20 protein-coding genes and 2 pseudogenes are annotated in these 20,557 nt (G+C 74.3%); 9 read left to right on the top strand and 13 right to left on the bottom strand.

Features of this window, described 5'->3' with window-relative positions; all coding sequences use genetic code 11:
* Positions 1-103 precede the first annotated feature (103 nt).
* The gene (locus AB0K92_RS21390) at positions 104-565 is read left to right on the top strand and encodes a MarR family winged helix-turn-helix transcriptional regulator (protein WP_365925207.1); all 462 of its coding nucleotides are present in this window, start codon (positions 104-106) and stop codon (positions 563-565) included.
* Between the two features lie 234 nt (positions 566-799).
* Here AB0K92_RS21390 and AB0K92_RS21385 read toward each other — a convergent pair whose 3' ends face one another.
* Positions 800-1,510 (bottom strand): GNAT family N-acetyltransferase, encoded by a 711-nt coding sequence (locus AB0K92_RS21385; RefSeq protein ID WP_365925078.1) that lies wholly within the window; start codon positions 1,508-1,510, stop codon positions 800-802.
* Positions 1,511-1,650: 140 nt separating this feature from the next.
* On the opposite strand from AB0K92_RS21385, the gene AB0K92_RS21380 reads away from it, so the two are divergent.
* The 6 genes from AB0K92_RS21380 (at position 1,651) to AB0K92_RS21355 (ending at position 7,197) form a co-directional block, all read left to right on the top strand.
* Complete coding sequence (locus tag AB0K92_RS21380) at positions 1,651-2,256, top strand: sulfite oxidase-like oxidoreductase (RefSeq protein WP_365925076.1); 606 nt, start codon at positions 1,651-1,653, stop codon at positions 2,254-2,256.
* On the top strand, positions 2,249-3,019 hold the full coding sequence (locus tag AB0K92_RS21375; protein WP_365925074.1) for a ferredoxin reductase: 771 nt from the start codon (positions 2,249-2,251) through the stop codon (positions 3,017-3,019). Before AB0K92_RS21380 ends, AB0K92_RS21375 begins: the two co-directional genes overlap by 8 nt.
* A 141-nt stretch (positions 3,020-3,160) precedes the next feature.
* Complete coding sequence (locus tag AB0K92_RS21370; protein ID WP_365925072.1) at positions 3,161-3,742, top strand: hypothetical protein; 582 nt, start codon at positions 3,161-3,163, stop codon at positions 3,740-3,742.
* Between the two features lie 222 nt (positions 3,743-3,964).
* Positions 3,965-4,933 (top strand): acetylxylan esterase, encoded by a 969-nt coding sequence (locus tag AB0K92_RS21365; protein WP_165995633.1) that lies wholly within the window; start codon positions 3,965-3,967, stop codon positions 4,931-4,933.
* A 185-nt stretch (positions 4,934-5,118) separates the two neighbouring features.
* Positions 5,119-6,285, top strand: coding sequence for a serine hydrolase domain-containing protein (locus AB0K92_RS21360; RefSeq protein WP_365925070.1), 1,167 nt, complete (start codon positions 5,119-5,121; stop codon positions 6,283-6,285).
* Positions 6,286-6,426: 141 nt separating this feature from the next.
* Positions 6,427-7,197, top strand: coding sequence for a GntR family transcriptional regulator (locus AB0K92_RS21355; RefSeq protein WP_365925068.1), 771 nt, complete (start codon positions 6,427-6,429; stop codon positions 7,195-7,197).
* Here AB0K92_RS21355 and AB0K92_RS21350 read toward each other — a convergent pair.
* Positions 7,167-7,946: a class I SAM-dependent methyltransferase gene (locus tag AB0K92_RS21350; protein ID WP_365925066.1), complete on the bottom strand. Its 780-nt coding sequence runs from the start codon at positions 7,944-7,946 to the stop codon at positions 7,167-7,169. The genes AB0K92_RS21355 and AB0K92_RS21350 overlap by 31 nt on opposite strands.
* A 273-nt stretch (positions 7,947-8,219) precedes the next feature.
* On the opposite strand from AB0K92_RS21350, the gene rho reads away from it, so the two are divergent.
* On the top strand, positions 8,220-9,365 hold the full coding sequence (gene rho / locus AB0K92_RS21345; RefSeq protein ID WP_365925063.1) for a transcription termination factor Rho: 1,146 nt from the start codon (positions 8,220-8,222) through the stop codon (positions 9,363-9,365).
* A gap of 128 nt (positions 9,366-9,493) precedes the next feature.
* Positions 9,494-10,378, top strand: a pseudogene (locus AB0K92_RS21340) (serine hydrolase); the annotation flags it as partial.
* A gap of 35 nt (positions 10,379-10,413) precedes the next feature.
* Here the strand turns inward: AB0K92_RS21340 and AB0K92_RS21335 are convergent.
* The 11 genes and pseudogenes from AB0K92_RS21335 to AB0K92_RS21285 all read right to left on the bottom strand — a co-directional run.
* A complete protein-coding gene (locus AB0K92_RS21335) occupies positions 10,414-11,763 on the bottom strand; it encodes a glycosyltransferase 87 family protein (protein ID WP_365925061.1) in 1,350 nt (449 codons plus the stop codon).
* Positions 11,760-13,154, bottom strand: a complete 1,395-nt coding sequence (mptB, locus tag AB0K92_RS21330) for a polyprenol phosphomannose-dependent alpha 1,6 mannosyltransferase MptB (RefSeq protein ID WP_365925059.1) — start codon at positions 13,152-13,154, stop codon at positions 11,760-11,762. Before mptB ends, AB0K92_RS21335 begins: the two co-directional genes overlap by 4 nt.
* A 180-nt stretch (positions 13,155-13,334) precedes the next feature.
* Complete coding sequence (locus AB0K92_RS21325; RefSeq protein WP_365925056.1) at positions 13,335-14,267, bottom strand: glutaminase; 933 nt, start codon at positions 14,265-14,267, stop codon at positions 13,335-13,337.
* A gap of 56 nt (positions 14,268-14,323) precedes the next feature.
* Positions 14,324-15,736 carry an aspartate ammonia-lyase gene (gene aspA, locus AB0K92_RS21320; RefSeq protein WP_365925054.1) on the bottom strand — a complete coding sequence of 471 codons (1,413 nt, stop codon included), beginning with the start codon at positions 15,734-15,736 and terminating at the stop codon, positions 14,324-14,326.
* Between the two features lie 124 nt (positions 15,737-15,860).
* Positions 15,861-16,865 (bottom strand): asparaginase, encoded by a 1,005-nt coding sequence (locus AB0K92_RS21315; RefSeq protein ID WP_365925052.1) that lies wholly within the window; start codon positions 16,863-16,865, stop codon positions 15,861-15,863.
* 43 nt (positions 16,866-16,908) lie between these two features.
* Positions 16,909-18,348, bottom strand: coding sequence for an amino acid permease (locus AB0K92_RS21310; protein ID WP_365925205.1), 1,440 nt, complete (start codon positions 18,346-18,348; stop codon positions 16,909-16,911).
* A 23-nt stretch (positions 18,349-18,371) separates the two neighbouring features.
* Entirely contained in the window at positions 18,372-19,049 is a 678-nt protein-coding gene (locus tag AB0K92_RS21305) for a FadR/GntR family transcriptional regulator (protein WP_365925203.1), read from the bottom strand.
* A 142-nt stretch (positions 19,050-19,191) separates the two neighbouring features.
* Positions 19,192-19,548, bottom strand: a complete 357-nt coding sequence (gene crcB / locus AB0K92_RS21300) for a fluoride efflux transporter CrcB (protein WP_365925050.1) — start codon at positions 19,546-19,548, stop codon at positions 19,192-19,194.
* Positions 19,545-19,910 (bottom strand): DUF190 domain-containing protein, encoded by a 366-nt coding sequence (locus AB0K92_RS21295; RefSeq protein WP_365925048.1) that lies wholly within the window; start codon positions 19,908-19,910, stop codon positions 19,545-19,547. The genes crcB (AB0K92_RS21300) and AB0K92_RS21295 overlap by 4 nt, the downstream gene beginning before the upstream one ends.
* The gene (crcB, locus tag AB0K92_RS21290) at positions 19,907-20,371 is read right to left on the bottom strand and encodes a fluoride efflux transporter CrcB (protein WP_365925045.1); all 465 of its coding nucleotides are present in this window, start codon (positions 20,369-20,371) and stop codon (positions 19,907-19,909) included. Before crcB (AB0K92_RS21290) ends, AB0K92_RS21295 begins: the two co-directional genes overlap by 4 nt.
* A gap of 66 nt (positions 20,372-20,437) precedes the next feature.
* A pseudogene (locus tag AB0K92_RS21285) lies at positions 20,438-20,557 on the bottom strand (ion channel); the annotation flags it as partial.

The raw sequence follows: 20,557 nt of genomic DNA, 5'->3' as shown, positions 1-20,557 counted from the left end.
CCTCCTTCGGTTCGCCAAGCCGCCCGGCGGGGAACTAGTTGGCATATACAACTTCGCTTCTAGTTGTACTATACAACCAGATGCGCGAGGGAGGTCCGTGACCGTGACGGCAGCCGAGGCCGTGGAGGCCATCCAGCGTGAGATGACGGCGTTCGCGCGCCGCGCCCGGGCCTCGGCCGGGCGGATGCACCCGGAGCTGTCACTCGTCTCGTACACCCTGCTCGGCCACCTCGAGGAGCGCGGCGGCTGCCGCGCCACCGACCTGGCCGCGCACTACGCCCTGGACAAGTCCACCGTGAGCCGCCAGGTGGCCGCCCTGGGACGCGCCGGACTGATCGAGCGCCGCCTCGCCCCGGACGACCACCGCGTACAGGTGCTCCACCTCACCGACGCCGGCCGACAGCTCCTGGCCCGGGTCACCGAGAGCCGCCGCGCCGCGTTCCGCGAGCGGCTGGCCGACTGGCCGGAGGAGGACCTGGCGCGGTTCGCCGCGTACCTGACCCGGTACAACGCCTGGACACCGCCGGAGCCCGGCGAGGCCGCGCAGGCCTGCCGGACCTCCTGACCCCCCGGAGCTCCTGGAGCTCCCGAACTCGCCTGGCGCTTCCGCTTGTCCCTCCACGGCATCTGCCGCGCAACCACGCTCCTGGTTCACGCACCCGGATCGACTGGCTGGTTGAGGCCCGCCACCCGGTTGACGTCGGCGAGTTCCTGCACCTTCACGAGGCCCACCTGGACGCCGTCCACGGTAATGGCTCCGGCCGCGTCGTGGAGTCAGCAGCCATCGGGGCGGACACCCCTATGCTCCGGCCGCCACCCGCTCCGGTGCGCGCGCCGACAGGAACGCGGTGGTGCGGCGCAGGCGGAAGCCCAGGGACTCGTACAGGCGGATGGCGTGGACGTTGTCCGCGCCGGTGTGCAGGAACGGGGTCTCGCCGCGCTCGCGGATGCCGTGCGCGACGGCGAGGACGAGCCGGCTCGCCAGGCCCTCGCCGCGCACGGAGGGGTCGGTGCAGACCGCGCTGATCTCGGTCCAGCCCGGCGGGCGCAGCCGCTCCCCGGCCATGGCGACCAGCGCGCCGCCGCGGCGGATGCCGAGGTAGGTGCCGAGTTCGATGGTGCGCGGCAGGAAGGGGCCGGGCCGGGTGCGGGCGACCAGGTCCAGCATCTCGGGCACGTCGGCGGGGCCGAGGCGGACCGCCTCCGGGTCGGGGGCGGCGGCGAGCCCGGCGTCCACGTACTGCACGCCCGGCATCCGGAAGGTGACCTCCCAGTCGTCGGGCACGCGGCCCCGGAAGCCGAGCAGGGGTACCTCGGTGCCGGGGCCCGCCAGCGCGGCCAGGTCCGCCCAGTCGCGCTCGTCCGGCTCCTCGGGCAGGGCCACCCAGGGGGTGACGTCGACCGGGTAGCGCAGGATACGGCCGTGGCGCTCGGCGAAGCGGGCGTGCGGGCCGGTGAGCGCGGCGCGCGCCGGGTGGTCGAGGACATGGCCTCCGGTCGGTTCCGGCATCGTTCCCGCTCTCCTGCTCCTGCTCTGCTTCCGGCTTCTGCTTCCGGCTTCGGGGTCCACAGAGATCAAGAGAGTGTGACCTGCGGCTATTCCCGGCCCCGGAGGTCGGAGCGGGACAGGGGGCCACGTACCGTTGAACCATGAACGTCACCCGAGGCTTCACCGGACGCCCGCGCGTCCACCGTCCGGGCCTGCCGCCCGGGCAGTACGACGCGGGCGACGACTGGCCCGTCCTGTCCGCCGAGGTCACCCCCGACCTGGCCCCCGCCGACTGGACCTTCCGCGTCGACGGACTGGTCGAGGAGGACCGCACCTGGACCTGGGAGCAGGCGCACGCGCTGCCCGGGTCGGTGTACGAGGGCGACATCCACTGCGTGACGAGCTGGTCGAAGTTCGGCGTGCGGTTCGGGGGCGTGTCCGTGGACGTGTTCCTGCACGCCGTACGGCCGCTGCCGTCCGCCACGCACGCCGTCGCCTACTCGCACACCGGGTACACCACGAACCTCCCGCTGGCCGACCTGACCGGCGGCAAGGCGTGGATCGCGTTCACCTACGACGGGCAGCCGCTCGCCCCGGAGCACGGCGGACCGGCGCGGCTGCTGGTGCCGCACCTGTACTTCTGGAAGAGCGCCAAGTGGATCGCGGGGCTGCGGCTGCTCGACCACGACGAGCCCGGCTTCTGGGAGCAGAACGGCTATCACGCGCGGGGCAACCCGTGGGAGGAGCAGCGGTACTCCGGTGACTGAGATCTCCTCTCCCCCCGCCTTCACTCCCCCGACCCGGTTCGCCATCCCCGGCCGGATCGCCGTGACCCACCAGGGCGCGAGCGTCTGGCAGACCGCGACCCTCACCGAGATCCGCCGGGAGACCCCGCGCGCGGCCACCTTCCGGTTCGCGGTGCCCGCCTGGGTGGGCCACGTCCCCGGCCAGCACCTCCAGCTGCGGCTGACCGCCGAGGACGGATACACCGCCCAGCGGCACTACTCGCTGGCGTCCGCGCCCGACGACTCCGGGCACATCGAGCTGACCCTGGACCACGTCGAGGGCGGCGAGGTCTCCGGCTGGTTCCACAGCGAGGCCCGGCCCGGCGACCGGGTCGAGGTGCGCGGCCCGGTCAGCGGCTTCTTCGCCTGGCCCGGCGACCGGCCGGCGCTGCTGATCGGCGCCGGGTCCGGCGTCGTACCGCTGATGTCGATGGTCCGCCACCACCGGGCGCGGGGCCTGGACGTGCCGCTGCGGCTGCTGGTGTCCGCGCGCAGCCCACAGGAGCTGATCTACGCGCGCGAGTACGGCCCGGAGACCACGGCCGTGTTCACCCGGAGCGCCCCTGCCGGCACGCCCGTGGGCCGGATGACGGCCGCGCACCTCGAGCCGCTGCTGGCCGAGCGGCCGCCGGGCGGCTGGGAGGTGTACGTCTGCGGCTCCAACGCCTTCGCCGAGCACGCCACCCGGCTGCTGGTGGCGGCCGGGCAGCCGGTGGACCGCATCCGCGTCGAGCGGTTCGGCTGAGCCGTCCCCCGGCTTCGGCCGGGCCTCCGTCCGCCTCCCCCCTGCCCGTCCGGCGCGGCGCGCACCCCACGGGAACGAACCCCGCCGGACGGGGTACGAGACGCATGTGGGTGCCCGCGCGCAGGCGGCGAGGAGGCGGACATGCGGACCCGGGTGCGCGGCTGGCGCTGGCGGCGCAATCCCCTGCGGCGCCGGTCGGATGTCGTGGAGGCGTGGACGGTACTGGCCGTCACCGTCCTGCTGGCGCTCGGCGCGCCGCTGGCCGGGGCGGTCGCGGCCTGGTGGGCGCACCAGGACGCGCGGTCGACGGTGGCCGAGCAGCGCGCGGAACGGCAGCGGGTGCGGGCCGAGGTGGTGGGCCGCTCCCCCGGCGGGGTGCCCTTGCAGGGCGGCCGTGAGTACACGTACCGGGCGACCGTGCGCTGGAGCGATCCCGAGGACGGCGTGCGCACGGCGGTCGCCCGCGTCCCGGCGGGCACCGCGCGGGGCGAGACGGTGGACGTGTGGTTCGACGGCCGGGGCCGCAGCGTGCCCCCGCCGCCGGACGCGAACGCCGTCTGGCAGCACACCGTCGCCATGGGCGTCAGCACGGCCGGGATGGCGGCCGCTGTGGTGCTGATCGGCCACACCCTGGTCCGCCGCGCGGCACTGCGCCACCGGCTGGCCGAGTGGGAACAGGCGTGGGCGCGCACCGAGCCGGAGTGGACCCGGCGGAGGGCGTGAGCGCCGGGCCCGGGCGACGGGTGTGAGCGCCGGGTGGAGCACTGGACATGAGCGCCGGGCGCGGGCGGCGGCCGGGAGTGGGCGGTGGCCGGAGATCAGCGGGGCTCATCGTTCGGCATGTCGGACAGTGTCCGGAAAGTGGGCAGGCGGTGGCGCCCCGTCTTCGCGCAACCGTACGGTGTGTGATCATCACCGGCCCTCCTCACCCAAGGCGGTCCCTCCATGGCCCTGTTCGACCTCCCACTCGACGAGCTGCGGGAATACCGCAGCGCGTCCACCGAGCCCGAGGACTTCGACGCCTTCTGGTCCAAGACCCTCCGGGAAGCTCGCGAGCACGACCTGGACGCCCGGTTCGAGCCCGTGGAGACCGGGCTGTCGACCGTGCGGGTGTACGACGTGACGTTCGCCGGGTTCGGCGGCCACCCGGTGAAGGGCTGGCTGGTGCTGCCCGCCGGCGCGGACGAACCGCTGCCACTGGTGGTGGAGTTCGTCGGGTACGGCGGCGGGCGCGGCCTGCCGCACGAGCATCTGCTGTGGGCCTCGACCGGCCGCGCGCACTTCGTGATGGACACCCGCGGCCAGGGCAGCGCCTGGGGCGGCGGGGGCGGCACCACCGACCCGGTGGGCGGCGGCCCCGCCTTCCCCGGTTTCATGACCCGCGGCATCGACGCCCCGGAGAACTACTACTACCGCCGCGTCTTCACCGACGCCGTGCGCGCCGTCGAGGCGGCCCGCTCGCACCCGCTGACCGACGCCTCCCGCACCGTGGCGCTCGGCGCGAGCCAGGGCGGCGGCATCACCCTCGCCGTCGGCGGGCTCGTGCCGGACCTGGTGGCGGTCGCGCCGGACGTGCCGTTCCTGTGCGACTTCCCGCGCGCCACGACACTGACCGACCGCCACCCGTACCGGGAGATCGGCCTGTATCTGAAGACGCACCGCGGGCGCGCCGAGGAGGCCCGGCGCACCCTGTCCTACTTCGACGGTGTGCACTTCGCCGCCCGCGGCCGGGCGCCCGCCCTGTTCTCGGCGGCGCTGGAGGACCAGACCTGCCCGCCCTCGACGGTGTTCGCGGCGTTCAACGCCTGGGCCCACGACGACAAGGCCATCGAGGTCTACGAGTTCAACGACCACGAGGGCGGCGGGCCCTACCAGGAGCGGGCCAGGATGCGCTGGCTGCGGTCGTACGCCTGAACCGCCGGACGCGAGACGCATCGGGCGCCCGCGTCCTTCGGGCGCCCACGTCCTTCGGGCGCCCGGCCGCCCGGCCGCCCGCGCACGAACGCACGCTTCCCCCCGGTCCGACCAGTCGGTACGTTCATCGGCGGCCCGGTGCGCAGCAGCGCGCTCCGGGCTTTCCGAGGGACGACGGAGGGTGCATGTCCGAGCGCGAGCCAGAAGTCCACGGCCACTGCGACAGCCGCTTCGCGGCGGTGCGCGCGGCATTCGAGGAGAACTTCCGCGACCGCGGCGAGCTGGGTGCCGCGGTCGCCGTCACGGTCGACGGGGCGCGGGTGGTCGATCTGTGGGGCGGCTGGGCCGACCCCGAGCGCACCCGGCGCTGGGAGCGCGACACCGTGGTCAACGTCTGGTCCACCACCAAGGGTCCGGTGGCGCTGTGCGCGCACATCCTCGCCGACCGGGGGCTGCTCGACCTCGACGCGCCGGTGGCCGCGTACTGGCCGGAGTTCGCGGCGGCGGGCAAGGAGGGGGTGCTCGTGCGGCATCTGCTCTCCCACCGGGCCGGACTGTCCGGCCCGCGCGAGCCGCACTCCTTCGCCGACCTGTGCGACTGGGAGCTGACCACCGGCCGGCTCGCGGCGATGGCGCCCTGGTGGGAGCCGGGCACGGTCTCCGGCTATCACGCGCTCACCTTCGGCCATCTGGTCGGCGAGGTGGTGCGCCGGGTGTCCGGGCTGCTGCCGGGCGCCTTCCTGGAGCGGGAGGTGACCGGGCCGCTCGGCGTCGACTTCACCATCGGCCTGCCGGAGAAGGAGGCCGGGCGGGCCGCCCGTCCGGTGCACGCGCCGGCCGCGCCGCGCGGCGAACAGGCGGCGGTGTTCAGCCAGTTGGCGCCCGCCGCGCTGGCCGCCCTGACGAACCCGGCGGTGGGGGCGCGGGAGGCCTGCACCCCCGAGTGGCGGGCGGCCGAGATACCCGCCGCCAACGGTCACGGCACCGCGCGGGCGGTCGCCGACCTGTACGGCGTCCTGGCGGGCCGGGGCGCCCTCGGCGGGCGGCGCGTGCTGTCCGCCGAGGCGGCCGAGCGGGTGCGCGAGGGGCAGGGCGCCTGCCGGGACCTGGTGCTGGGCGCCGGGTTCGAGCGGGAGACGGAGGTGGGGCTCGGCCTGTGGCTGAGCGGTGCGAACGGTTCGTACGGGCCGAACCCGCGCGCCTTCGGCCATGACGGCTTCGGCGGTTCTTGCGGGCTCGCGGACCCGGAGGCGGGGGTCTCGCTGGGCTATGTGATGAACCGCATGGGCCCGCGCATCGCGGACGACCCGCGGAAGATGGCGCTGGTGGAGGCCGTGTACAGCGCGCTGTGACACGGCGGGAGTGGCGGTCCGCGCGGTGCGGTTTCGGCCGAACCGCCGGGCCGCCCTTCCCAGCTGGTTTAGACCAATGCTAGATGTGGTGGCGCAATGAGCCCGTGTGGCTACGGCACGTCACCAACAGGAGGGCGCGGCATGGCCCGCACCACCCCGCACGACCATCCGCAGACCGCCGGCCGGCCTGCCCACCGGAGCGACGACCAGCCCTTGTACCGGCGGATCGCCACCGAGTTGCTGGGCGAGCTGCGCGACGGCACCATCCCGCCCGGCGAACGGCTGCCCGGCGAGCGGCAGTTGGCCGAGTACTTCCGGGTCAGCCGGGAAACCGTACGGCAGGCGCTCGAGGTACTGCGCCGTGACGGCCTGGTCGCCACCGACCGGCGGGGCAGCCACGCCACCCTCTCCGGCCCGCCGGTCGAGCATCCGGCCTCGCTCGCCTTCCCGGTCGGCGCCCGCCGCCCCGCGGACCCCCGCGCCGTCGACCGGGCCACCGTCGCCTGGGAGCCGCCGCCGCCCGAGCACGCCGAGGCACTGGGACTCGCCCCGCACCGGCCGACCCTGGTGCACCGCTACGAGTCGGCCGGCGCCGACGGCCGGGGCCGGCGCACCGCCGTGACCTCCTTCTCGGCGGTCGCGCTCGCCGAGGTCGCGGAGCTGGGCCGCTACCGGGACCGTGCCGACGGCACGTCGTCCGCGCAACTGTGGCGCGCGTACGACTGGATGCGCCGGGCGGGGCTCACCCTCCACCACCGGGACACCATCACCCGCCTCCCGGACACCTCGTCGGTTCGCGTGACCCGGCTGGTGCAGGACCAGTACGCCCGGCCCCTGGAGATCACCGACCTCCACGTGGACGCCCGTCAGGACGCGCTCGTCTACGAGTTCACGCTGCCCGCGGCGGTCTGACCCCGCCCGCCGCGCCGCTGCGGGAGCCGCCGGGCCACCACCAGCCGGACCCGTGGGCTCCCGTCCCGCCGACTCCCGAACTCAGGCAGGGCGTACAGCTCCACGGCAAAGCCCGCACGGGCCAGCTCGTCACGCACCCGGCCGAGCGCGAACGTCCGGTAGTACATGACGAACGGGGGCCGCCACAGCGCGTTGCGCACCCGCATCACCGCGTCGAAGCCCAGCAGCGCCCAGAAGGCGCGCGAGCCCGGGCGGGGTGGCGCGACGACCGGGAAGACGAAGCGGCCGCCCGGCCGCAGCACCGCGCGGACCTGCGCGAACACTCCCGGCACCTCGGCCGGCAGGAAGTGCCCGAACGCGCCGAAGCTGACCACGAGGTCGAAGGCCGGCCCGAACGGCAGCGCGCGGGCGTCCCCGCGGACCCAGGACACGCGCGGCCCCTTTGCCGGGGACCGGACCCGGTGCCGGGCCACCGTGAGCATGCCCGCGCTGAAGTCGACCCCCGTGGCGCTGCGCGAGCACACCCGGGACAGCACGCCGACGCCCGCCCCGGTGCCGCAGCACAGGTCGAGCCCGTCCTCGAAGGGACCGATCCGGCGCAACGCCGCGGTGGTCGCGTCCAGCACGGAGTCCGGGGTGCGGAACGGCGTGTGGTCGAACTCGGGCGCGAGCAGGTCGTAGCCGCGCTCGACCGACGACAGCGCCTGGACGGCGAGTTCGCGCAGGCTGGGACCCTCGGGGCTGAACATCGCCGCCAGCGTACTCCCGGCCGCCGGCCGCCGGGCCCGCCTCGCCGGGCGTGGTACAGTGCGATCGGTACTTGTGTACGCCCCGTCGAGGGCGCCGGTACCGGAGTCTCTTCTCTTCTCCTTCACGGTCTCTCACCGCCTCGCTTCGAGGCGTGTTCCCGCCGCTCGCACGGAGCGCGCTGTGCGCCCGTCCGTCAACCCCCGCGCGGCTTCTCCCTCCTCTCCCCCTTCCTTCTTCTCTCACCTGCCTGACGTCCTCGAAAGGACCACCTCATGGCCACCACTCTCGAACACCCCTCCCTCCAGGAGCACTCCGCGGTCGCCCGGATCGTCACCGGCGTGCTCGACGTCGACGCGAGCGGGAAGGGGCACCTGCGCGCCGCGCACCTCTCGCCGTCGCCCGCGGACCCGCAGGTCCCCGCCGCGCTGATCCGCCGGTACGCACTGCGCAAGGGCGACCTGGTGGACGGCGTGGCCGGACCGCGGGGCGCACTGACCGGCGTCGCGCGAGTCGGCGGCCGCAGCCCCGAAGAGGCCCGCGACCGGGTCCGTTTCGGCGACCTGGTCCCGCTCCATCCGCGGCGCAGGCTGCGCCTGGAGCATCCGGCGGCCGGGCTCACCGGGCGGCTCGCCGACCTGTTCGCGCCGGTCGGCAAGGGCCAGCGCGGACTGATCGTGGCCCCGCCCAAGAGCGGCAAGACCGTCCTGCTCCAGCAGACCGCCGCGGCGATCGCCGGCAACCACCCCGAGTGCCGGCTCATGGTCGTCCTCCTCGACGAGCGTCCCGAGGAGGTCACCGACATGCGGCGCTCGGTGCGCGGCGAGGTGTACGCCTCGACGTTCGACCGGACGCCCCGTGAGCACATCGCCCTCGCCGAACTCGTCGTGGAGCGGGCCAAGCGGCTGGTCGAGCACGGCGAGGACGTGGTGATCCTGCTCGACTCGCTGACCCGGCTGTGCCGGGCCTACAACAACGCGGCGTCGTCCGGCGGACGCACCCTCAGCGGCGGTGTCGACGCGGCGGCGCTGCACGGGCCGAAGCGTTTCTTCGGAGCGGCCCGCCAGACGGAGGAGGGCGGTTCGCTCACCATTCTGGCGACCGCGCTGGTGGAGACCGGCTCACGGGCCGACGAGTACTACTTCGAGGAGCTGAAGAGCACCGGCAACATGGAGCTGCGGCTCAGCCGCGAACTCGCCGCCCGCCGGCTCTTCCCGGCCGTCGACCTCACCGCTTCCGGCACCCGCCGCGAGGAACTGCTGCTCTCCCCCGCCCAGTCGGCCGCGGTGCGCGGTCTGCGCCGGGCCCTGCGGTCCCGGGACGCGGCGGCCGACCTGGAGACGCTGCTCCAGCGGATGCGCGAGACCCCGGACAACGCGACGTTCCTGCGGCGGGTGCGGCCGGCGCTGCCGGCCAGCTGACGCCGATCCCCGCTCGGGCGGCGTTCGGCCACCCGTGTCCGGCGGGCGTGTGGGACATCCGGGTGCACGCGGGCGGCCAACGGCCCGGCCAGCGCGGCGCATGCGGGGAGCGTTTCTACGTTGACCGTATGACGATCGGATTCCCCTCCCGGCTGACGGTGTCGACCTGCGGTTTCTGTCTGGCGGGCATGCTGGCCCTGGCGTCCGCCGCGGTGGCCGCCCCGGCCGCCGGCGACCCGGGCGCGCCGGGCGGGCCGCGGGCGGCCCCGCGCCCCGCGCTGCTGTACCGGCCCGGCACCCATGTCCGGCCGCGCGCCGGGGCGCCGAAGGTGCCGGACGTCTCCGCGCGCTCCTGGCTGGTGGCGGACGCCCGTACCGGCGAGGTCCTGGCCGCGCACGACGCGCACCGCAAGCTGCCACCCGCGAGCACCCTGAAGACCCTGTTCGCGCTGACCGTGCTGCCGGTGCTGCCGGGCGGCGTGCGGCACCGCGTCGAGCCGGAGGAGCTGAAGGGGATCGGTCCGGGCAGCAGTCTGGTCGGGGTCTCCGAGGGCCACACCTACCGGGTCGCGGATCTGTGGCGCGGCGTCTTCCTCAGCTCCGGCAACGACGCGGTGCGGGTGCTGGCCGCGCTCAACGGGGGCTGGCGGACCACCGCGCAGCGCATGCAGGCGAAGGCGCGCGCGCTGGGCGCGCTGGACACGCGGGTGCTGTCACCGGACGGCTACGACGCGCCGGGCCAGGTGTCCTCGGCGTACGACCTGGCGGTGTTCGGCCGGGCCGGGCTGCGCAACGCCGACTTCGCGCGGTACTGCGGGACCGTCGAGGCCCGTTTCCCCGGGCGCGGCGGCGGCTGGGCGTACGAGATCCGCAACACCAACCGGCTGCTGACCGGCTCGGACGGCGTGGAGCGCTATCCGGGGCTGATCGGCGTCAAGAACGGCTACACCAGCAACGCGGGCCACACCCTCGTCGCCGCGGCCCGCAAGGGCGGGCGGACCCTGGTGGTGACGGTGATGAACCCGCGGGAGGGCGACGGGTTCGCCGTCTACGAGGAGGCCCGCTCGCTGCTCGACTGGGGCTTCGAGGCGGCCGGCCGGGTGGACCCCGTGGGGTCGCTGGACGCCCTGCGGGCCCGGCCGAGGCCGGGTCCGGACGTCGTACCGGCCGCGGCGGCCGTCCCCGCCGGCACCGGGCCGGGCTGGGCCGGCGGGGCGGCCGTCGCGGCCGCCGCGGTGCTGGGCGCCGGGGCGGTCGCGCTGGCGCTGCGGCTGCTGTTCGGCCGGATGCCGGCGGAGTGACCGGCGGGCAGCCACAGCAGCAGGCCGAGGGTGATCCAGGTGTACGCGTTGCTCCCGAGGAAGCCGTCGACGCCCGAGGTGTCGTCCACCCACAGCCACACCACGCTGGTGCACAGCACCGCGTACAGGGCGCCCGCCCAGCGGGTCCGGCCGGCACGCACCAGCACGGCGAACGCCGGGAGCAGCCACACGAGATGGTGCACCCAGGTGACCGGGCTGACCAGACAGGCCGTCAGTGCGGTCAGCGCGAACGCGGCGGGCCAGTCCCCCGCCGCGGCAGCCCGGCGGGAGCGCCACGCCCACACGCCGAGGACCAGCAGCACCGCCACCGCCCACACCGCGTGGCCGGTCAGGCCGAGGCGGGCCAGGACGCCCTGCAGCGACTGGTTGGACACATAGTCGAGCCGGCCCACCCGGCCGGTGTCCCACAGCGCCCGCGTCCAGTAGAACCGTGACGCGTCGGGCGCGGCCCAGGCCGCGCACGCGGTCGCCCCGGCGGCGACCCCCGTGGCAAGCGCGGCCGCCCGGCCCCGGCGGGTGAGCAGCAGCAGGCCGATGAAGAGCGCCGGTGTCAGCTTGATCGCGGCGGCGAGGCCGATGCCGGCGCCCGCGAGGCGTCCCCGGCCGGTCGCGAGCAACCGGGCGTCGGCCAGGACCAGCGCCAGCAGCACCAGGTTGACCTGGCCGAAGCTGACGGTGTCCCGGACCGGCTCGTACAGCGCGAGCGCGCAGGCGGCCAGGGCGCAGCCGTACCAGCCGTAGCGCCGCCACGCCGGCCCGGTCAGCAGGCGCAGACAGACGGCGAGGGCGGTCAGGTTCACCAGCAGGGCGAGCACCACGGCGGTGCCCAGGGCGACCGGGGCCAGCGGCAGCAGGGCGAGGGCCGCGAAGGGCGGGTAGGTGAAGCCGTACGGCGTGCCCGGCACCCGGTAGTCGTAGAGCCGGCCGCCGTCGGTCCAGTGGTGGACGGCGCCGTGGTAGACGCGCAGGTCGAACCAGTCGCGCAGCAGCGGCACGGTCGCGGTGAAGACGGTCACGGCGGCGGCGAGGGCGAGGACGAGCAGCAGCCGTGCGCGGTCGGTGCGGGGCGGGTTCACGCGGTGCGCCCCAGGGCCGGGGCCCGCACCGCCTGGTGGGCCTGCCACAGGACGACCACGGCGAGGACCCCGCCGCAGCCGGCCAGCAGCAGCCGGCCGAGGTCGGCGGGCGCGCCGCTGGGCAGCACCGCGAGGGCGAGCACGGCGGTGACGGTGGCCGTGCGGTGGCGTACGGAGGCGCTGGGCGCCGCGGCGGCGATGAGGAACAGGCCCCACAGCGCGTACCAGGGGCGGATCGCCGGGCCGAACGCGGCCACCGCGGCGAGGCTCAGGCCGAGCGCGTACACCGGGCGTGGCCGCAGCCGCAGCCAGACGAGGCACAGGACGGCCGCCGTCGCGGCGAGGCCGAGGGCGTGCCAGGCCGGCACGGCGAGCGGGGCGAGATCGCTGCCGAGGTGGTCCAGCAGCGCGGCGGTGGCGCGGCCGAGCAGGCTGGTCGGCGCCCAGTTGTGCGGGGAGACGGGGGTGCGGAGGGCGGCGATCCAGCCGTAGCCGGTGCCCGCGGCGGCGGTCGCGGCGATCGTCGTGGCGGCGGCGGTGAGGCCGGTGGTCAGCACGGCCCGGACCGGGCGGTGTCCGGCGCGCGCCGCGAGTACGGCGACGGCGGCCAGTCCCAGCACCGCGGGCGCCTTGACCAGCGCGGCGAGCGTGACGAGGACGGCTCCGAGGACCGGCCGGCGGCCGAGTGCGGCGACCAGGCCCGCGCCGAGCAGGCCCAGCATCATGGCGTCGTTGTGGGCGCCGGCGACGAGGTGCAGCAGCACGAGCGGGTTGAGCGCGCCCAGCCACAGCGCGGTGGCCGGGTCGGCGCCGCTGTGCCGGGCGAGCCGGGGCAGCGCGGCCGCCATCGCGGCGACTCCGAGCAGGGCGACCAGGCGCATCCCCAGCAGGCCGGTGGGGAGGTCACCGCCGGCCGGAGCGGCGAGCGCGGCGGCGACGGCCAGGAACACCGGCCCGTACGGGGCGGCGGTGTGCCGCCACAGCGGGGCGACCTCGTCGGCCGCCGGGCCGCCGAGCGCGGACGGGCCGTGGGTGTACACGTCGATCCGGGCGTCGACCATGGCGCCCTGCGCGAGATAGCTGTAGACGTCCCGGCTGAACAGCGGCGGGGCCAGCAGCAGCGGCGCCGCCCAGAGGGCGAGGACGAGCAGCAGGGCACGCCGGGTGGGCGGCTGGGGTCCGCGCAGGAGGCGGCCGAGCAGCGCCCAGGCGGCGATCAGCAGGACGACCCCGAAGGAGGCCCCGACCAGGCCGAGGGCGGCGGCGGGCGACGCGGGCGACGGCAGCTCGCGGACAGGCAGGGCTCCGGCCGTCTCACCGCCCAGGGCGAGGACGGCGGTCCCGGCCAGCCCCAGGACGCCGCAGTGGCGCAGATCGACGGAGGAAGCCATGGCCAACACCGGGGCAGCGTGACAACGCGGGGTGGCCCGCGGGCGACACGGGGGCCTCCGGGGGTCAGCCGGTGCGTTACCGGTGGGTGCCCGTCACCGTGCGGGCGCTGTCCGGGGGGCGGTGCCCAGAACATGCGACAAGCCGGTGAGCGTTCAGAACACCAGCAGGCCGGTGAGCGCTCAGAACACCGACAGGCCGGTCAGCGTGGTGAAGCGGTCCAGGGCCGCCACGCCCGCCACGGAGTTGCCGCGCTCGTCCAGGCCGGGGCTCCAGACGCACAGGGTGCAGCGGCCGGGGACGACCGCGACGATGCCGCCGCCCACGCCGCTCTTGCCGGGCAGGCCCACGCGGTAGGCGAAGTCGCCCGCCGCGTCGTACGTGCCGCACGTCATCATGATCGCGTTGACCTGCTTGGCCTGGCTGCGGGTGAGCAGCCGGGAGCCGTCGGCGCGCACCCCGTGCCGGGCGAGGAAGGCGGTCGCGCGGGCCAGGTCGGCGCAGGAGGCCCGCAGGGAGCACTGCCGGAAGTACTGCTCCAGCAGTTCCGGCACCGGGTTGTCGATGTTGCCGTACGACGCCATGAAGTGGGCGAGGGCCGCGTTCCGGTCACCGTGCGCGGCCTCGGAGGCGGCGACCTCCTCGTCGTAGGACAGCTCCGGGTTGCCGGACTCGGCGCGCAGGAAGTCCAGGAGGGTGCCGGACGCGTCGCCGGTACGGGTGTGCAGGCGGTCGGTGACGACGAGGGCGCCCGCGTTGATGAACGGGTTGCGCGGGATGCCGTCCTCGTACTCCAGCTGGACCAGGGAGTTGAACCGGTTGCCGGAGGGCTCGCGGCCCACGTGCTCCCACAGTTCGTCGCCCTCGCGGGCCAGGTCGAGGGCGAGGGTGAAGACCTTGGTGACGGACTGGGTGGAGAACGGCTCGCGCCAGTCCCCCACCCCGTACACCGTGCCGTCCGGCTCGGCGACGGCCATGCCGAAGCGGCGCGGGTCGCAGGCGGCGAGCGCCGGGATGTAGTCGGCGGGCCGGCCGCGGCCGGGCGTGCGCTCGATCTCCTCGGCGATGCGCTCCAGGACCGGCTGGAAGGTCGTCGACGACGTCATGATCACCATTGTGCCTCCGGGCCGTTCCTGGTGCGCATCGGCGGATCCCGCGGGGAGAACGCGGGTCAGACGACGGGCGAGCCGTTGCCCGCGACGACCTCGGGACGCAGCAGGGCAGCCAGCTTCTCCTGCGGCAACAGGCCCTTCTCCAGGACGAGTTCGGCCACGCCCCGGCCGGTGGCGAGGGCTTCCTTGGCGATGTCGGTGGCGGCCGTGTAGCCGATGTGCGGGTTCAGGGCGGTGACCAGGCCGATGGAGTTCTCGACACTGGCCCGCAGCACCTCGGTGTTGGCGGTGATGCCGGCCACGCACCGCTCGGCGAGGGTGACGCAGGCGTTGCGCAGGTGGGTGATGGACTCCGACAGGGAGTGGAGGATGATCGGCTCGAAGGCGTTCAGCTGGAGCTGACCGGCCTCGGCGGCCATGGTGATGGCGACGTCGTTGCCGATGACCTCGAAGGCGACCTGGTTGACGACCTCGGGGATCACCGGGTTGACCTTGCCGGGCATGATCGACGAACCGGCCTGCACGGGCGGCAGGTTGATCTCCCCGAGACCCGCGCGCGGCCCGGAGGACAGCAGCCGCAGGTCGTTGCAGCTCTTGGACAGCTTGACGGCGATCCGCTTGAGCACGCCGGACATCTGCACGAACGCGCCGCAGTCCTGGGTGGCCTCGACCAGGTTGGCGGCGGTGACCAGGGGCAGACCGGTGATCTCGGAGAGGTGGCGGCGGGCCGCCTCCGCGTACCCGCGGGGCGCGTTGAGGCCGGTGCCGATGGCGGTGGCGCCCAGGTTGATCTCGTGGATCAGCTCGACGGCCTCGGCGAGCCGGCTGCGGTCCTCGTCGAGCATGACGGCGTACGCCGAGAACTCCTGCCCGAGCGTCATCGGTACGGCGTCCTGGAGCTGGGTGCGGCCCATCTTCAGCACGTCGCGGAACTCGACGGCCTTGCGGGCGAAGGCGTCCTGGAGGACCGACATCGCCTTGAGCAGGCCGCGCACCGCGAACACCGTCGCGATCTTCACGGCGGTCGGGTAGACGTCGTTCGTCGACTGCCCCAGATTGACGTCCTCGTTGGGGTGCAGGTACCGGTACTGCCCCTTCTCGTGGCCCAGCAGCTCCAGCGCCCGGTTGGCGACGACCTCGTTGGCGTTCATGTTGGTGGAGGTGCCGGCGCCGCCCTGCACCACGTCCACCACGAACTGGTCGTGCAGCTCACCGGCGCGGATCTCCCGGCACGCGGCGACGATCGCGGCGGCCTTGCGCGGGTCGAGCAGCCCCAGCTCCTCGTTGGCGAGCGCGGCGGCCTCCTTCACGGCGGCCAGGGCGGTGATCAGGTGCGGGTAGGCGGAGATGGGCGTGCCGGTGATGGCGAAGTTCTCCGTGGCGCGCAGGGTGTGCACACCCCAGTAGGCGTCGGCGGGAACGTCCCGGTCCCCGAGCAGATCGTGCTCACGACGGGTGGCGACGGCGTTCATCGGAAGGGTCTTCTTTCTGAGAAAGGTGAAGGTGAACTACCTCAAGGGCGCGGGGAACCGCGCGACCGGCCGCGAAACGACCCGCGGACCGCCGACGGCCCGCAGCCCCCCTCGGACTCGGCGCCTACACGGACACCGGGTCCAGCGCCCGGACCACCCGCACGGACCCCACCGGCTCCCCGCCACCGAGCAACGGCTCCCCGGCGAACCCGGTCAGCAGTGCCGGGTCCACGCCCGCGCGCGCGAGCGCCGCCGCGGCGACGGGGATCCGCGCCCGGTTCGCCCCGTCGGAGATCTTCACGGCAACGGCCCGCCCGTCGGGCAGCGCGGCGACCTGGACGCCTTCGAAGCCGTCCTTGGCGAGCAGCCCCGGCACGGCCCGCATCAGCGCGGCCACGTCCCGGCCCGAGCCGGAGGCCATCTCCGCGTGGTCGCGCATCGCGTCGGCGACCCGCGCCTCCGGCGTGCCCGGCGCCGCGGTGGTGATCCGGGCGACGGCGCGCGCGAGCCCGTGCAGGGAGACGGAGAACAGCGGCGCGCCGCAGCCGTCGACGGTGACCGCGGCGACCCGCTGCCCGGTCAGGTCCTCGACGATCTCGGCGATCGCCTGCTGGAGGGGGTGCCCGGGGTCGAGATAGTCGTCCAGGGACCAGCCGTTGAGCCGGCAGACGTACAGCATGGCGGCGTGCTTGCCGGAGCAGTTCTGGGCGAGCCGGGACGGCTGCCGTCCCTCGCGCACCCAGGTGTCCCGCACGGCGGGGCCGAACGGCAGGTCGGGCGTGTTGCGCAGGTGGTCCTCGGTGAGGCCGGCCAGTTCCAGGATGCGCCGGGCGCCGGCGAGGTGGCGTTCCTCGCCGGAGTGGCTGGCGGCGGCGAGGGACAGCAGTTCCCCGTCGAGCGGCAGCCCGGCCCGGACCATGGCGACGGCCTGGACGGGCTTGAGCGCCGAGCGCGGGTAGAACGCGGCCTCGATGTCGCCGAGCTGGAGGGTGACCCGGCCGTCGGTGTCGAGGACGACGAGGGAGCCGTAGTGGATGCCCTCGACGACCCCGCCGCGGACGAGGTGGGCGAGGGGGGCGTGGAGGGGTTCACGGACGAGGGGTGCGTCCGCGGCGGAACTGCTGTACATCACTGCCTGGTTCTTCGGTGGGTGGGTTTCGGCCTGGGCGGGGTCACGCGTCGGCCTGGGCGGGCGGGGTGGTGCCGGTGCGGCCGCGGACGGCGTACCAGCCCGCGACCAGGGCGGCGACGATCAGCGGCAGGCACAGCATGGTGGTGCGTCCGGCGCCGCCGTCGGCGTACATGAGGACCAGGACGGAGGCGAGGAACGCCAGGGTCACGAGCTCGGTCCAGGGGGATCCGGGGAGGCGGTAGCCGGGGCGGTCCAGCTCGCCCCGCTGGGTCTTCCGCCAGAACAGCAGGTGGCAGACCATGATCATGCCCCAGGTGGCGAGGATGCCGATCGCGGCGAAGTTCAGCACGATCTCGAACGCCTCGGCCGGGACCACGTAGTTGAGGCCGACGCCGAGGACGCAGAAGCCGCTGGTGAGCAGGATGCCGCCGTAGGGGACCTTGCTGCGGCTCATGACGCTCGTGAACCTCGGGGCGGAGCCGGACATCGCCATGGAGCGCAGGATGCGGCCGGTGGAGTACAGGCCGGAGTTGAGCGAGGACATCGCCGCGGTGAGCACGACGAGGTTCATGATGCCGCCGGCGGCGGGCACGCCGATGTTGGAGAGCACGGTGACGAAGGGGCTCTCGCCCGCCTTGTACGACGACCAGGGCAGCAGCATCGACAGCAGCACGACCGAGCCGACGTAGAACAGTCCGACGCGCCACATGATCGAGTTGATCGCCTTCGGCATGATCTTCTCGGGGTTCTCGGTCTCGCCGGCGGCGACGCCGACCAGCTCGACGGAGGCGTAGGCGAAGACGACGCCCTGGACGACCAGCAGCATGGGCAGCAGGCCGTTGGGGAAGACGCCGCCGTTGTCGGTGATCAGCGACGGGCCGGGGGTGTGGCCGTCGACGGGGTGCTGGGTGACCAGCAGGAAGACGCCGATGCACAGGAAGACGACGAGCGCGCCGACCTTGACGATCGCGAACCAGAACTCCAGTTCGCCGAAGATCTTCACCGAGATCAGGTTCACGGTGAGCACGACGGCGAGCGCGATCAGCGCCAGCACCCACTGCGGGATGTCGGAGAACATGCCCCAGTAGTGGGTGTAGGTGGCCACGGCGGTGATGTCGGCGATGCCGGTGGTGGCCCAGTTGAGGAAGTACATCCAGCCCGCGGTGTACGCGCCCTTCTCGCCCATGAACTCGCGGGCGTACGAGACGAAGGCGCCGGAGGAGGGCCGGTGGAGCACGAGTTCGCCGAGGGCGCGCACGACGAGGAAGGCGAAGAGGCCGCAGACCGCGTAGGCGATGAAGAGGGAGGGGCCGGCGTCGGCGAGCCGGCCGCCCGCGCCGAGGAAGAGGCCGGTGCCGATGGCGCCGCCGATGGCGATCATGTTGACGTGCCGGGACTTGAGGGACTTGCTGTAGCCCTCGTCTCCGGCGTCGACATGGACGGAACGTTTCTGCACGCCGTCGCCGTGCCCGGTCCGCACGTCCTTGTGCAGGGACTGCTCGCTCAACGCTCGGGTCCGCCTTCCGTGGTGGTGCCGGTGCGTGGGGATCGCACGATGTCGGTGAGGGTGGTCTCGACGCGGTCGAGGTGGTGGGACATCGCCTCGACGGCGTCGTGCTCGGAACCGTCGATCAGCGCCTCGACGATGGCCCGGTGCTCGCGGTTGGACTGCTCGCGCCGGCCGCCGACTTCGTTCAGGAACGCGGACTGGCGGGCGAGGGCGTCCCGGATCTCCTCGATGACCCGGCGGAACACCGGGTTCTGGGCGGCCTCGGCCACGGCCAGATGGAAGAGGGTGTCCATCGCGACCCACGCGGTGGTGTCGGTCTCCCGCTCCATGCGGTCGAGCAGATGGGCCAGGTGGTCGAGGTTCTCGGGGGTGCGGCGCAGGGCCGCGTACCCGGCGACCGGGATCTCGACGTGCCGGCGCACCTCCAGCAGATCGCTGGCCGCGTAGTCGCCGAAGGTGGGGTCCTCGACGCTGCTGGCGACCACGAAGGTGCCCTTGCCGGTCTTGGCCACGGTCAGGCCGAGCGCCTGCAGGGCGCGCAGCGCCTCGCGCAGCACGGGCCGGGAGACCTCGAGGGTGCGGCACAGCTCCGCCTCGGAGGGCAGCTTGTCGCCGATCGCGTACTCGCCGCGCTCGATCGCGCCGCGAAGGTGGGAGAGCACCGCTTCCATGGCACTGACGCGCCGCGGGCCCGGACCACCTGTCTGGCTGTCTGACAGGTTCACGGTGGTCGATCCTGCGGGTTGCGCCAGGGGGCTGTCAAGGCAGGTGAAAGGAAAGATTCAGGAACACAGACGGATGATGTGATCCATTTCACAGGGTGCGGGTCAGTGCGACACCCGCGAACGCCGCCGCCAGGCCGGCGAGCACGCTCGCCGCCACGTTGAGCGCCGCGTGCAGCCGCGCGCCGGTCTCGGCGAGGCGCAGCGTCTCGTACGAGAAGGTCGAGTACGTGGTCAGGGCGCCGCACAGGCCCGTGCCGAGCAGCAGCCCCCAGTGGTCGCCGAGCGCCGCGCCGGTCAGCAGGCCGAGGACCAGGCAGCCGGTGACGTTGACCGTGAGGGTGCCCCACGGGAAGACCGCGTCGTGGCGGGACTGCACCGCGCGGTCGGTGAGATAGCGCAGCGGGGCGCCGATCATGCCGCCGACGACGACCAGCAGCCAGTTCACGGGGCCTCCTCCGGGGCGGCGGGCCGGACGATCTCGCAGGGGTCGAGGGTGATCAGGCCGTCGGTGACCAGCTCCGCCAGCCGCGGCAGGAAGGCGCGGACGCGGTCCTCGGTGTCCACGATCACCACGGCGACCGGCAGGTTCTCGCTCAGCGAGAGCAGGCGGGAGGTGTGCACGACCGAGGAGGCGCCGAAGCCCTCGTTCCCGCGGAAGACGCTGGCCCCGGCGAGGCCCGCCGCGTGCGCCCGGTGCACGATCTCCGTGGCCAGGGGCCGGTGGTGCCAGGTGTCGTTCTCGCCGACGAGGACGGTCAGGCGCAGGGCGGGGCCGGCCGGCCGGGGCGTCGCCGCGTCGGGGTTCATCGCTGCCTCCGGGTGAGGAGCCGCCGGGTCGCCGTGGCCGCGAGGGCGACGGCGGTGAGGGCCGCGAGGAGGGTCGCGGCGAGGTAGGCGAACGCCGTGGCGGGGCGGCCCGCCTCGGTCAGCCGCTGGATGTCGACGGCGTACGTCGAGAAGGTGGTGAAGCCGCCGAGCACGCCGGTGCCGAAGAACGGCCGCACCAGCGGATGGGCGGGGCGGATCTCGGTGACGGTCACCAGGAAGACGCCGATGACCGCACAGCCGGCGACGTTGACCCAGAAGGTCGCCCAGGGAAAGCCGTCCGGTGCGGCGGGCCAGAGCAGGGACGCCGCGTAGCGGGCGGCGGCCCCGATGCCGCCGCCGGCCGCGACCACGGCGACCACCGGCGCCTGGGCACGCCAGGCGGGGCGGCGTCGTGCGGGCGTGGCGCGCGGGGGCGCGCTGCCGGTGTCCGGGGCTGTCATGCGGTCAGCAGCGTAACTCCGGACGCCCCGGCGGGCACCTCGGCCCTGTCACCACCCCTTCTCGAAGATGCGGGCCACCTCCGCGATCCGCATGTCGCCGTACCCGGTGGTGGAGAGGGTGACGGTGGCGTAGTAGGCCGCGTCGACGAGGTCGACGGAGCCGTCGGAGTTGTCGTTGTAGCCTTC

Source organism: Streptomyces sp. NPDC052687 (assembly GCF_040678395.1).
Taxonomy (GTDB): Bacteria; Actinomycetota; Actinomycetes; order Streptomycetales; family Streptomycetaceae; genus Streptomyces.
Note: the sequence above shows the minus strand (reverse complement) of the source record. Positions and strands in the feature narration are given on the sequence as shown.

Coding starts and splice junctions, on each gene's coding strand:
- AB0K92_RS21385 (WP_365925078.1), bottom strand. CDS start 1,510: ATGCCGGAACCGACCGGAGGCCATGTCCTCGACCACCCGGCGCGCGCC.
- AB0K92_RS21380 (WP_365925076.1), top strand. CDS start 1,651: ATGAACGTCACCCGAGGCTTCACCGGACGCCCGCGCGTCCACCGTCCG.
- AB0K92_RS21370 (WP_365925072.1), top strand. CDS start 3,161: ATGCGGACCCGGGTGCGCGGCTGGCGCTGGCGGCGCAATCCCCTGCGG.
- AB0K92_RS21365 (WP_165995633.1), top strand. CDS start 3,965: ATGGCCCTGTTCGACCTCCCACTCGACGAGCTGCGGGAATACCGCAGC.
- AB0K92_RS21360 (WP_365925070.1), top strand. CDS start 5,119: ATGTCCGAGCGCGAGCCAGAAGTCCACGGCCACTGCGACAGCCGCTTC.
- AB0K92_RS21355 (WP_365925068.1), top strand. CDS start 6,427: ATGGCCCGCACCACCCCGCACGACCATCCGCAGACCGCCGGCCGGCCT.
- AB0K92_RS21350 (WP_365925066.1), bottom strand. CDS start 7,946: ATGTTCAGCCCCGAGGGTCCCAGCCTGCGCGAACTCGCCGTCCAGGCG.
- rho (WP_365925063.1), top strand. CDS start 8,220: ATGGCCACCACTCTCGAACACCCCTCCCTCCAGGAGCACTCCGCGGTC.
- mptB (WP_365925059.1), bottom strand. CDS start 13,154: ATGGCTTCCTCCGTCGATCTGCGCCACTGCGGCGTCCTGGGGCTGGCC.
- AB0K92_RS21325 (WP_365925056.1), bottom strand. CDS start 14,267: ATGGTGATCATGACGTCGTCGACGACCTTCCAGCCGGTCCTGGAGCGC.
- aspA (WP_365925054.1), bottom strand. CDS start 15,736: ATGAACGCCGTCGCCACCCGTCGTGAGCACGATCTGCTCGGGGACCGG.
- AB0K92_RS21315 (WP_365925052.1), bottom strand. CDS start 16,865: ATGTACAGCAGTTCCGCCGCGGACGCACCCCTCGTCCGTGAACCCCTC.
- AB0K92_RS21305 (WP_365925203.1), bottom strand. CDS start 19,049: ATGGAAGCGGTGCTCTCCCACCTTCGCGGCGCGATCGAGCGCGGCGAG.
- AB0K92_RS21295 (WP_365925048.1), bottom strand. CDS start 19,910: ATGAACCCCGACGCGGCGACGCCCCGGCCGGCCGGCCCCGCCCTGCGC.
- crcB (WP_365925045.1), bottom strand. CDS start 20,371: ATGACAGCCCCGGACACCGGCAGCGCGCCCCCGCGCGCCACGCCCGCA.